The sequence below is a fragment of the Alteromonas sp. ABH4_453 genome (assembly GCF_056160665.1).
Window position 1 is genome coordinate 143,014 of record NZ_JBSWXP010000004.1, and the last position, 12,092, is coordinate 155,105.

Annotated in this window: 9 protein-coding genes; 4 read left to right on the plus strand and 5 right to left on the minus strand. The window is 44.7% G+C overall.

The annotated features are described in order from the left end of the window. The first annotated feature begins 2 nt into the window (after positions 1-2). Together ACXAGV_RS09385 and ACXAGV_RS09390 are read left to right on the plus strand one after the other, a co-directional pair. Positions 3-1,202, plus strand: coding sequence for a topoisomerase IV (locus tag ACXAGV_RS09385; protein ID WP_474873027.1), 1,200 nt, complete (start codon positions 3-5; stop codon positions 1,200-1,202). A gap of 143 nt (positions 1,203-1,345) precedes the next feature. Beyond that, positions 1,346-2,965 carry a methyl-accepting chemotaxis protein gene (locus tag ACXAGV_RS09390; RefSeq protein WP_474873028.1) on the plus strand — a complete coding sequence of 540 codons (1,620 nt, stop codon included), beginning with the start codon at positions 1,346-1,348 and terminating at the stop codon, positions 2,963-2,965. Between the two features lie 173 nt (positions 2,966-3,138). Here the strand turns inward: ACXAGV_RS09390 and rpoD are convergent, their stop codons facing one another. From rpoD to rpsU, 4 genes are all read right to left on the minus strand, one after another. Next, on the minus strand, positions 3,139-4,974 hold the full coding sequence (rpoD, locus tag ACXAGV_RS09395; RefSeq protein ID WP_474873029.1) for an RNA polymerase sigma factor RpoD: 1,836 nt from the start codon (positions 4,972-4,974) through the stop codon (positions 3,139-3,141). Positions 4,975-5,377: 403 nt separating this feature from the next. After that, the gene (dnaG, locus tag ACXAGV_RS09400; RefSeq protein WP_474873030.1) at positions 5,378-7,156 is read right to left on the minus strand and encodes a DNA primase; all 1,779 of its coding nucleotides are present in this window, start codon (positions 7,154-7,156) and stop codon (positions 5,378-5,380) included. A 218-nt stretch (positions 7,157-7,374) separates the two neighbouring features. Beyond that, positions 7,375-7,821, minus strand: coding sequence for a GatB/YqeY domain-containing protein (locus ACXAGV_RS09405; protein ID WP_474873031.1), 447 nt, complete (start codon positions 7,819-7,821; stop codon positions 7,375-7,377). Positions 7,822-8,000: 179 nt separating this feature from the next. Then, positions 8,001-8,216 (minus strand): 30S ribosomal protein S21, encoded by a 216-nt coding sequence (gene rpsU / locus ACXAGV_RS09410; protein WP_012517258.1) that lies wholly within the window; start codon positions 8,214-8,216, stop codon positions 8,001-8,003. A gap of 523 nt (positions 8,217-8,739) precedes the next feature. Here rpsU and tsaD point away from each other — a divergent pair. Further along, positions 8,740-9,765 carry a tRNA (adenosine(37)-N6)-threonylcarbamoyltransferase complex transferase subunit TsaD gene (gene tsaD / locus ACXAGV_RS09415; protein WP_474873251.1) on the plus strand — a complete coding sequence of 342 codons (1,026 nt, stop codon included), beginning with the start codon at positions 8,740-8,742 and terminating at the stop codon, positions 9,763-9,765. Between the two features lie 192 nt (positions 9,766-9,957). Continuing rightward, a complete protein-coding gene (locus ACXAGV_RS09420) occupies positions 9,958-11,274 on the plus strand; it encodes an alkaline phosphatase family protein (protein ID WP_474873032.1) in 1,317 nt (438 codons plus the stop codon). Here the strand turns inward: ACXAGV_RS09420 and plsY are convergent. Then, complete coding sequence (plsY, locus tag ACXAGV_RS09425) at positions 11,264-11,866, minus strand: glycerol-3-phosphate 1-O-acyltransferase PlsY (RefSeq protein WP_474873033.1); 603 nt, start codon at positions 11,864-11,866, stop codon at positions 11,264-11,266. The two genes, ACXAGV_RS09420 and plsY, sit on opposite strands and share 11 nt — an antisense overlap. Between the last annotated feature and the right edge of the window lie 226 nt (positions 11,867-12,092).

Below are 12,092 nucleotides of genomic sequence, written 5' to 3' on the forward strand. Positions count from 1 at the left end.
GCATGAAAACCAAACTTGCTATCTTATCTATGGCTGGCCTGTTAGCTACTCCGGTACTGGCTGATATTCAAATCAACGGCTTTGCAAACCTTATTGGTGGTATGACACTAGACGATGACGAGTCAGTGTACGATTACGACAGCGACTTTAACTTCGACCCTGCAAGTGTATTTGGCCTTCAGGTTCGTGGTGATGTTAGCGATAAGCTCTCTGCGACCGCCCAGCTGGTTGGCCGTGGTAGTGAAGATTACGACGCCGATTTCGAATGGGCGTACATGACCTATATGTTGAACAACAACTTCAACATTAGTGCAGGCCGTCTGCGCATGCCTTTATTTAAGTACTCTGCTTCATTAGATATCGGTTACTCGTATCACTGGCTAACACCACCAGATGCTGTATACGGCATTGACTTCAACAACATTGACGGTGTTCGTGTTGACTACATGAACTATTCAGGTGACTGGGAATATGGTGCACAGTTTACCGTTGGTCGTGTTGAGGCTGATACCACCATTTCAGGAACGCCTGCTGCGTTAGAATTGGAAAACGTGGTCGCTGTTTCATTTGAAGCAACACGTGATTGGTTCAGTGCGCGTACTTTGCTAGCACGTGGTAAAACAAGTGCTGCTAATGCTGACTTCGACACATTTGTTGGTGGTTTAAATCAATATGGTGCCTTTATTCCTGCGGCGTCTTTAGCCGCTGAAGGTCTAAGCGTAAACGAAGATACAGGTACCTTCTTTGAAGTGGCTGTTGATATCGATAAGTACGATTGGTTTGTGGGTGCAGAATTTACCCAAACAGAAGTTGATGGCTCTGTTATTGCCGATAATAAAGCATGGTACGTTACGGCGGGTATGCGCTTTGGCAAGTTTACACCACATATTACTTACGAAGTTGAAGAAGCGGATAATGGTACTCAGCTAGGTTTAATTGCTGCATTGCCTGCTACGATCGCGACAGGTGATGCCGTGGTTGATGCTACGTGGAACGGTGCAAATGGCTCGCCGGGTATTTACCAAACGGCGGCAGGTATTGCTGCACAACAAGAACTAGATGTATCTGCAGTAACTGTAGGTCTTCGTTACGACGTTGAGCCAGGCTTTGCGCTAAAAACTGACGTAACTTGGTACTCTGACGACTTAAACGATCTAAACGATGCAACATTGCTTAAAGTGGGCGTGAACTATACGTTCTAACTGCTTGTTATGGCCCTGCGTCTTGATGCGGGGCCATAAATTTCACTAAAGATTTTAGCTATTTGGTAGATAAGTTAGATATGATGTTTTTTCAGGTAAAACTGAAACGTAGTTAAGCAATTATAAAAACAGTGAGATAGCGGATGAACTTTCTTAAAAAAATGCCTATTGCGACAAAGATCTTCCTCATACCGGGGATCGCAGCGCTAAGTTTTGTTATTTACTTACTTATCACTGTTTATACCGCGCTCAACAACGGTGCAACATTAGAAAAAGTTCAGAAAGTTCAATTTCCTGCCCTTCAACTATCGGCATCTACGTTAGTTGATATGCAGAAAGTGCGCGATACCCTTGCGAGCGCTGTGACGACAGGCGATCAAGACACGTTAACCATAGCGCAGGAGCTTGCTGAAGAAGCAAAAAACGGCTTAAACCAAATTGCCTCTATTAGCCCTGAGTTTCGCAGTGAAATTTCCCGTATCTCATCAGGCTTTGACAAATACTTCGACGTTGCTTACAACGTATCACAATCTATGGTGAACGGCACTGCTGACTTCAGCCGTTTAGGCGAACTCTCAGCTCAAATGAATCAATCTTATGACGGTGCCATAGCTTCTATGTCTAAATTTCGCGATGCTCAGCAGGCGGCATTTGAAGAAGCGTTTAAAAATACAGATAGTGCCAATACTTCATTAATAAGTACGGGCGTCATTTTAGCCGTAGTGGTTACCATACTGCTATTTGGAACAGCGGTCCCAATTGTACGCGGTATTAAACAAAGTATTGATGACGTGGTTCGTTCATTAAAAGATATCGCACAAGAAAATGGCGACCTAACGGTTCGAATTGAAACCAAAAGCGAGGATGAAATTGGCGATCTGGTATATTGGTTCAATCAGTTCATGGACAAGCTCCAAGGCGTAGTTCGAGACGTGGTTGAGGCGAGTTTGCCGCTATCGAATTTAGCGCAGAATTTACGAGGTGTAACGGAAGAAACCCAGCGCACTATCGATGTACAACAAAGGTCTGCAACCAATGCTAAGCAAGCGGTAGACACCATGAGCGGTTCTGTTGACGGCGTGGCACACAGTGCTGCGCAAGCAGCAAGTGACGCTAACGAAGCCACAACAGCAGCCGGCGAAGGCCGTCAAATCGTTCAGCAAACGGTTACGAGTATTCAGCAGCTTGCTGAGAACGTACGCGAAACAGCTGACGTTATAGCTCGTTTAGAGTCAGACTCTAATAAAGTTGGCTCGGTGCTAGATGTGATCAAAGGCATCGCAGAGCAAACTAACTTGTTGGCGCTTAACGCTGCTATTGAGGCTGCAAGGGCGGGTGAACAAGGTCGAGGCTTTGCAGTAGTCGCAGATGAAGTGAGAACGCTAGCATCTCGCACCCAACAGTCTACGGAAGAAATTCAAAGCACGATTGAACAGCTTCAAAATGCTGCTCACTCAGCGGTAGAGGTAATGTCTCGCGGTACCGAACAAGCATCAAGCAGTGTAGAAACAGCTAATAAAGCGGGAAGTAGCTTAGAAACCATTACCAGTACTATTGGGCGCATCAATCAAATGAACGAGCAAATTGCGCACAATACCGAGGACCAGCGCACGGTAGCTGTGGATATTGTACGTCACGTTGATGAAATTCATCAGCGTACTGAGCAAACGGCGAGTCGTTCAGGTGAATTAGGCAGCATGTGTAATGAGCTTGCTGACCTTGCGCAACACCTTGAGTCAATTGCGAAGCAATTCAGAGTGTAACAGGCACTCGTTTATCAGAAGTTATTAGGAGCCTCCGCAAGGAGGCTTTTTTGTGGGCGCAGCAAAATGTTAAAACAACGAGTTGCAGCTTTTTACAGAAAGAACTTAGGGAAGTTAAAACAAAAAAATCCCCAGCCAAGGCCGGGGATTTTTATTAAAACCAATGCTTTTTTCTATTCGTCTAAGAAGCTGCGTAGCTGCTCAGAGCGGCTAGGATGGCGAAGTTTGCGAAGTGCTTTCGCTTCAATTTGACGAATACGTTCTCGGGTTACGTCGAACTGCTTGCCTACTTCTTCAAGCGTGTGGTCGGTATTCATGTCAATACCGAAACGCATGCGAAGTACCTTTGCTTCACGAGCAGTAAGGCCTGCCAGCACTTCCTGCGTTGCGCCTTTTAAGCTACCGCCAGTTGCTGAATCGAGGGGCTGAATAATAGTGCTGTCCTCGATAAAGTCGCCAAGATGTGAATCTTCATCATCGCCGATAGGTGTTTCCATCGAGATTGGCTCTTTAGCAATCTTAAGTACCTTACGAATCTTGTCTTCAGGCATTAACATGCGCTCTGACAACTCTTCAGGTGTAGGTTCACGACCCATTTCCTGAAGCATTTGACGAGAGATACGGTTTAGCTTGTTAATCGTCTCAATCATGTGCACAGGAATACGGATAGTACGCGCCTGGTCAGCAATTGAACGGGTAATTGCCTGACGAATCCACCATGTAGCATAAGTTGAGAACTTATAACCGCGACGGTATTCGAACTTATCTACCGCCTTCATCAGACCAATATTACCTTCTTGGATTAGGTCAAGGAACTGAAGACCGCGGTTGGTGTACTTCTTCGCAATTGAGATAACAAGACGGAGGTTAGCTTCAACCATCTCTTTTTTCGCACGACGCGCTTTCGCTTCACCGATCGACATACGACGATTGATATCTTTAATATCGGCAATAACCAAGCCAGTTTCTTGCTCAACTTGATTCATTTTGCTAATGCAGCGCTCAATCTCTTCTTGGTTAACTGCAAGTTCAGCTGCATAAGGCGCACCTGATTTAACTGCTTCGTATAACCACGCAGTAGACGTTTCGTTACCCGCGAAAGCTTTGATAAAGTCTTTCTTAGGCATTTTGGCATTAACAACACAGAACTTCATTACAAGACGTTCTTGGATACGTACTTTGTCCATCATTGCACGCATGTTTTTAACCATGCGATCAAATTGCTTAGGAACTAGACGGAACTCTTTGAATACGTCGCTTAGTGCGTTGATTTGTGTACGAGAATCGGCATGTGAACGACCCTTCTTCTCGATAACATCACGAGTTTTGATGTACTGTTCACGAAGTTCTAAGAAACGCTCGCGCGCTAGCTCTGGGTCTACGCCGCTATCGTCTTCATCTTCGTCGTCTTCATCATCATCATCGCCATCTTCGTCATCTAACTCTTCTTCAGATAACTCAGAGCCTACGTGTGTTGCAGTTGGCGCGAGATCTTGATCATCGTTAGGATCAACAAAGCCAGAGATAATGTCACTTAGGCGAATTTCTTCGGCTTCGTATAAATCCCACTGATCTAATAAGTAAGTGATCGCTTCTGGATATTCAGCAACCGAGCACTGTACTTGGTTAATACCGTCTTCAATACGCTTAGCGATTTCAATTTCGCCTTCGCGTGTAAGAAGTTCAACGGTACCCATTTCACGCATGTACATGCGAACTGGGTCAGTCGTACGGCCAATTTCACTTTCTACAGTAGCAAGTGCTTGAGCTGCAGCTTCTGCAGCATCTTCATCAGCATTCGCTTCTTGCATGAGAAGTTCGTCTGCATCAGGAGCTGATTCAGAAACTTGAATTCCCATGTCGTTAATCATGCGGATTATGTCTTCGATTTGATCAGAATCGACAATATCTTGCGGCAGGTGGTCGTTTACTTCTGCAAAGGTTAAGTAACCTTGCTCTTTACCTTTTGCAATCAGGAGTTTAATCTGAGACTGCTTGCTTTGCGCCATATAACCTACACTTCTCACATTCAATTAGTTTGCAATAGAAAAGACAACATACGTCTAGGTATGTTCCCCGTTCTGCTGTAGTACTGCTTTTGTATCAAGGCCGTTAATGCTCGATGCCACGCTGGTCTAAACCATTATGTTGCGATGCACACCTGCTCGGGTTTGGATCTGCCCGTTATGTTCGGCTATATCTTTGCTACTCGTGCTGCTGCATTTTTGTTCACTTTACAGCGAATGAGACACCTTCATCTGTGCCTGCAGCGAATTAGCCAGTATAGCAGAATAAGCGGAGGTTTTACCAGATTGATGGCCGATTTTTTAGCCAGTGTTTTTAAGCTACAAAATAGCCTCATGTAAAAGACTACAGTAGAACAGGTTAACCTATAGGTTATTTCGCCTAAGGTTAACTCTTCTGTCTTTCCCTCATTAGCAGGTTCAATTCCTGTTTCTCCGCTTGTGTCAGCGGCTGAACCCGCGAGCGTGAAATTAAGGTTTCAATGCGGCTATCGAAATGCCCGTCCAGTAAGCGAGCGAAGCTGTCGTTATAAACCCGTTCAGCATCCTCGTCTTTAACCAAGTGTTCTTGTAACAATAATTTCGCGATAGTAGTAGAGTGGGGATGGTCGCGGAAATTTTCAACAAGCTGAGCCGTTTTTGCTTGAGGATGACTTACACAATAGCGATGCACATCGCGCAATAAATCCATACCAGCAGCGTTGCTGCCCGCGAAAATATCAATCTGAACGTCTTCACATAGTGTGGCTAATTCAGGTTTATCAAGCAGCAAGCGTATCAGCATGCGAAGCGGTGATAGTTTAGGCTTGTTTACCTGATTGCGATTCGGAGAATAAGCGTGCTTCGAACCTTGGTTGGCTTTGGTGATATCTTGCTGTAATTTAAATCGGTCGAATTCGCCGGTGTGCTTGGCTAGCTCTTCCAACAACATTTGTTTTTGATCATCACCTAATGTGCTCTCAATAAGCGGCATTGCTGCTTTCTTAAGCGCAATTTTACCTTCCGGCGTGCCCACATTGTGCGTTTTTAATAAATTTTCAAAGAAAAAGCGGGATAACGGCATGGCGTCATCTAGCATTTCCATAAACGCATCTTTCCCCACCTGACGCACCATGGTATCTGGGTCTTCGCCATCAGGTAAGAATAAAAATGAAATACGTACGCCGTCTTTTAGTGCGGGCAGGGCGTTTTCTAAAGCACGCCATGCGGCTTCACGTCCGGCTCTATCGCCGTCGTAGCAGCACACAATGTGAGAAGTAGCGCGAACCAGCATCTGAATATGTTCAGGTGTGGTCGCCGTACCTAACGCAGCGGTAGCAATATTAATGTCGAACTGACTGAGCGCCACTACGTCCATATAGCCTTCTACAATAACGACGGTATCCAGGCTACGATTTTTTTGTCTAGCAGAATAAAAACCGAAAAGCTCACTGCCTTTGTGGAAGATGCGGGTTTCTGGCGAGTTTAAGTATTTAGGGCCGCCGTCATCTAATACTCGGCCGCCGAAACCCACCACACGACCCCGTTTGTCCCTGATAGGAAACATAATACGGTCGCGGAAGAAGTCGTAGGTACGTCCTTGGTCATTTTTATTGACCAACTTTAAATCGACCAACTGCTTGATGTGTTGTGGATCTTTGCCGAAGGTATTTAACAGCGCGTCCCAGCTGTCAGGCGCATAGCCAATTTCCCATTGCTTGACGATATCGCCGCTCAGCCCGCGTTTTTTCAGATAGTCGATGGCCTTTTTGCTATTACCGTTTTGACGTAACTGGTGCTGGAAAAAGCGTGTAACTTGCTCCATTACAGCATAATCGTCTTGCTGTTGCTGCTTTTTCTCTTCGCTCATGGCAGGGCGATTGCCCTTTTCACGGGGCACTTCAAGCCCGTGATAACGGGCTAGTTCTTCAATCGCCTCGACAAATTCTAAGCGGTCGAATTCCATAATAAATGAGATAGCATTACCATGAGCGCCGCATCCGAAACAGTGATAGAACTGCTTATCTTGACTAACGGTGAAAGATGGCGACTTTTCGTTGTGAAAAGGGCAGCACGCTTGGTAGTTTTTACCTGCTTTTTTAAGTTTAACTCGGCTATCTACAACTTCTACCACGTCGGTGCGTGAAAGTAGATCATCTATAAAATCGCGAGGTATTTTTCCAGCCATGAGGGTACTTTCAACAAAAGTTAGTTAAAAAAGGTTAGTTAAAAAAGATTCAGTTCAAAAAGAATGAGAAAAGCACTAGTCGTAACTGCGCTTCAAGCGACAGGCTACAACATTATGAAAACAGTGAAGTACTGTAACAGGGAAGTGTAAAAATGAGAACAACGAAGGTGTGACAATGCACACCTTCAACATGCTTCACTTTTACGAAAGGGCAGTACCTAAGCGTTCAAACGCGACTTAATTTTTGCACTCAAAGCACCCATGTCGGTGCGGCCTTGAACTTTAGGCTTCAATGCGCCCATGACTTTACCCATATCTTGCATACCTGACGCGCCAGTCGCAGCCATGGTTTCGTCGATAAGGGCATTGAGTTCATCGTCAGTCAAAGGCTGTGGCAAGAAATCTTCAATATAAGTGATTTCTTCACGCTCTTTGCTCGCTAGGTCTTCGCGATTGGCGGCGTCGTATTGAGCTGCCGCGTCTTGACGCTGTTTAACCATTTTGGTTAGTACCGCTAAGATTGCACTGTCGTCTAGCGTAATTTGTTCATCAATTTCTTTTTGCTTAATGGCAGCCATTGCCATGCGAATAGTACCAAGACGTACTTTTTCTTTTGCGCGCATCGCATCTTTTTGCGCTGCTTTTAAATCATCAATTAGTGCCATGATGCTTCCTGATTTTTTATTAGTAGATTGAGCTTATTAAGCCCCAGGTTGAAAATCAAATGCAACCATTTGAAAAGGAAAAAATGGAGTCGTTAAGGATAAGGCCGAAAAATAGAGGCCCAGAAACGCGAAAGGTGCTGCAATTGCAACACCTTTCAGACTCGTTACTTAACCCTATATTAGTAGAGTTTTACGCGACGTGCGTTTTCACGAGCTAGCTTCTTAAGATGACGCTTCTTAGCGGCAGCTTTCTTGCGCTTGCGTTCCCAAGTTGGCTTTTCGAAGAATTCACGACGACGAACTTCAGAAAGAACACCTGCTTTTTCACAAGAACGCTTAAAACGACGCAGCGCCACATCAAACGGCTCGTTTTCTCTAACTTTAACGATAGGCATTAAACACTCACCTCAAAACTTTTACTGTGTAAATCCGGGTAAAATTGTGCGCTAAAAAGGCCACCCGGGTTAAAAATGGTGCGAAATTCTAATCATATCTACAGAGAAAGTAAAGGATGAATTGCCAAAAAATAGCCAATATTGTGCATTTACCGTTCATTTACCTGTTCACTGGCATTCCATGAATGCAGGATTAAAGGTAAACTCTGCGCTCGTTAAGTACCGTGTTGTTTAACTCGGCTCGTATTAGCGCCCTTTTCAGAATGTTTTATTGCTCAAATCCTTTTTGAAAAACGAATGTGATCAAAAATGTGAAATTTGATGATCCTGACTAGGGTAGTGTTATGATCGCGGCGGGATCATAAAGATGATCGCGACAGATCACCAGAATTATTTTCTCAGTTTTTGGCATTTGTTTAGTCATTATGGTTCTCAGCAACTGTGTGAACAACGGTTGTAATAAATAGACGACAGTAAAACCAGAAACTAAGCATTGAAGTTAGTAGTAAAAGGGTTGCTCCCCATGCGTATTTTAGGAATAGAAACATCTTGTGACGAAACTGGCATCGCCGTTTATGACGATGAAAAAGGCTTGTTGTCACACGAACTATACAGCCAAGTAAAGCTGCACGCTGATTATGGCGGTGTGGTGCCCGAGCTTGCCTCACGGGATCACGTGAGAAAGATCATTCCTTTAATTGAAAAAGCCATGGAAGATGCGAACACTCAACCAGCAGATATCGACGGCGTTGCTTTTACCCAAGGCCCAGGTTTAGTGGGAGCGTTATTAGTGGGTTCGTCAGTAGGGCGTTCATTGGCCTATGCGTGGAATGTACCTGCGGTGGGCGTTCATCATATGGAAGGACATTTGTTAGCGCCTATGCTTGAAGACGATGCGCCAGAATTTCCTTTTGTTGCACTATTGGTGTCGGGCGGTCACTCGATGTTGGTTAAAGTAGAAGGCATTGGTCAGTATGAAGTACTTGGCGAGTCTATCGATGATGCCGCTGGTGAAGCCTTTGATAAAACCGCCAAGTTACTTGGTCTTGATTATCCTGGCGGCCCTCTTTTAGCAAAACTGGCTGAAAAGGGAGAAGCGGGACACTATAAGTTTCCTCGCCCGATGACCGACAGACCAGGACTAGATTTCAGTTTCAGTGGTTTAAAGACCTTTGCTGCAAACACCATTCGCGATGCTGAACTAACCGGTGATGATGCTGAGCAAATTAAAGCGAATATTGCCTACGCATTCCAAGAAGCCGTCGTTGATACGCTTATTATAAAATGTAAGCGAGCATTAAAACAGACTGGGATGAAGCGTTTGGTTATTGCTGGCGGCGTAAGTGCAAATACAATGTTGCGCAGTGAGATGAAAGCCCTGATGCAAGAGCTAAAAGGTGAGGTGTTTTATCCTAGCTTAGCGTATTGTACAGACAATGGTGCCATGATTGCTTATGCAGGCATGCAGCGTTTAAAAGCTGGGGAAACCTTGGCCTTGTCTTCTCAAGCCAAGCCGCGCTGGCCTCTTGATACTTTATCGGCTATTTAGACATTCATAGAAAGCAGGCAATTAGGTGCCACACCTCGTTGCAAACGCTATTCTGTCTTCCCTAAGTTCACTGGGGAAATATTGTGCATAGCAAGCAGGCAAAACAAAAAAGTATAAATAAAAGGCAATGGGAGCGCATTCCATTGCCTTTTGTTTTATTAAAATGAACCTTGAGTAAGGACGTTAAAAACCATGCGCTTAGCAACAGACGGAACAAAACAGAATGCACCGCTATTCTATTTAGCGTTGTCGTTATTTATTTCGCTTACCTTTGCAGCGCTCACCGCGTCCAATGCATTTGCATCAAGCAAAGCCCCCTTGAATGATTCTGTAAAAGGCCCGAAGCAAGAGCAGCAAGATCAGTATGTCGTGCTCATTTCTCTTGATGGATTTCGCCACGACTATATCGAATTACACAGCGCGCAACACCTTGCTGCTATTGCAAAGAAAGGGGTAAGAGCCTCGTCTATGACCCCTGTTTATCCGTCGAATACCTTTCCAAATCATATTTCACTCATCACTGGGTTATTACCGAAACACCACGGTATCGTGAACAATCGCTTTTTTGATAAGTCTCGACCTACCAAAGAAGGCTATGCACAATATAAGCTCGGCTATGGTGGCATGGACAGCACATGGATAACGGCAACACCGCTATGGAACTTAGTGGAATACCACGGAATGAAGGCCGCGACCTTTTTCTGGCCAGAGTCTGACGCACGCATATCAGGTAGCTTACCGAGCTACTACTATCACTATTCAAAATATGCTGACTACCAGCAGCGCGTCGACCAAATAATAAATTGGCTAAAACTACCTGAGGTATCGCGCCCTCGCTTTATTGCGGGTTATTTCTCGCTTACCGATTCGGTAGGACACGATGAAGGACCTTATGCCGATAAAACCAATGATGCGGTGCAAAAAGTGGATGCGCTTATCGGCCAACTTTATAAGCGTATTAATGCATTAGATTTGCCGGTAAATTTGGTGGTGGTGTCAGACCATGGCATGACACCCATTGATGAAAGACAGCTTATAGAAGTAGAGTCCTTATCTATATCTGATCGCTTCATTATTGAAAATGAAGGGGCTCAAGTTCATCTGTATGCCAAAGAAGGCATCTCAGATAAACAAATAACCGACGAGAAAGACCGTCTTACACAAGTAGCTGAAAACCGCTACATTGTACTTAATGATACCCAGCGCGCTAAACGTCACATGGAAATAGGGAATAGAACTGGTGATATTATTATCGAAATTGCGCCACCAGCCCGTTTCAAAAACGCCAATAGTACGCATGTTAGCAAAGGTGGGCATGGCTACTTAAATACATTACCTGATATGGGGGCGACCTTTGTTGCTGTGGGGCCTGCGTTTAAAGCAAATACTACTTTACCTGTGTTTAGCAACCTAGAAGTTTATCCAGCGCTGGCTAAAATATTGGGTATTTCGCCTGTTACGCCTATAGACGGTAAGCTCAACGTACTGCAACAGGCACTTACTCTTTAACTTTGCCTTTATCCCATACTTTACTTTCATTGCCAGCTATAAGGCGGGCAATGTTGTCCTTGTGGCGTAAAATGATAAGCAGCGAAAGCATGGCTACAGGAATGGTATACAGGGGCTTAATCAAAAACGTGAAAAGCGGCGCGAGAGATACCGCGATAAGCGCACCTAATGATGAATAGCCCGTAAGAAACACAATTACTACCCAACTCAAAATTAGCAAACCTGCTAAATCGAGGCCAATGGGAAGCATGGCGCCGAATGCAGTGGCGACCGCCTTACCGCCTTTGAAACCAAAATAAAGCGGAAATATATGGCCTAAACAGGCAAAGATAGCAATTATGCCAAGCATTATTGGCTCAATACCCAAAAAGTAGCTGCCGTACACGGGGATAGTGCCTTTCAAAATATCCATAACAAGCACAAGTAGCGCAGGAATACGACCACCCAAACGGTACACATTAGTTGCTCCTGGATTTTTAGAGCCGGCGGTTCGTGGGTCGGGTAAACCAAAAAGCTGGCTTATTACCACAGCACTTGAAAGTGAGCCGAAAAGGTAGGCAACAGCAATCATTAAAAGCGTTAGCGAAATCATTTTTTTAATCTAATTATCAAAAGCGTTTTAGAAGCGCTACCCTCTGTCAGGATTCACTTCTCTTGCAGGAGTTAAAAGGCTTGTACTCTATTAAATTACAAAACCTTGGTTGCCCCCAGTTGTCATACAGCGGTATAGTTGTGCCACACAAGCGTAAAGCTACTCCATCCAAACGCGATATACCACCGTTTACCAGCAATATGTGGTTGAAAGCGCAGTAGTAAGA

What these genes read in the sequence shown, in the direction of transcription:
- ACXAGV_RS09385 (WP_474873027.1), top strand. Translation starts at nt 3, where the DNA reads ATGAAAACCAAACTTGCTATCTTATCTATGGCTGGCCTGTTAGCTACT.
- ACXAGV_RS09390 (WP_474873028.1), top strand. Translation starts at nt 1,346, where the DNA reads ATGAACTTTCTTAAAAAAATGCCTATTGCGACAAAGATCTTCCTCATA.
- rpoD (WP_474873029.1), bottom strand. Translation starts at nt 4,974, where the DNA reads ATGGCGCAAAGCAAGCAGTCTCAGATTAAACTCCTGATTGCAAAAGGT.
- dnaG (WP_474873030.1), bottom strand. Translation starts at nt 7,156, where the DNA reads ATGGCTGGAAAAATACCTCGCGATTTTATAGATGATCTACTTTCACGC.
- ACXAGV_RS09405 (WP_474873031.1), bottom strand. Translation starts at nt 7,821, where the DNA reads ATGGCACTAATTGATGATTTAAAAGCAGCGCAAAAAGATGCGATGCGC.
- rpsU (WP_012517258.1), bottom strand. Translation starts at nt 8,216, where the DNA reads ATGCCTATCGTTAAAGTTAGAGAAAACGAGCCGTTTGATGTGGCGCTG.
- tsaD (WP_474873251.1), top strand. Translation starts at nt 8,740, where the DNA reads ATGCGTATTTTAGGAATAGAAACATCTTGTGACGAAACTGGCATCGCC.
- ACXAGV_RS09420 (WP_474873032.1), top strand. Translation starts at nt 9,958, where the DNA reads ATGCGCTTAGCAACAGACGGAACAAAACAGAATGCACCGCTATTCTAT.
- plsY (WP_474873033.1), bottom strand. Translation starts at nt 11,866, where the DNA reads ATGATTTCGCTAACGCTTTTAATGATTGCTGTTGCCTACCTTTTCGGC.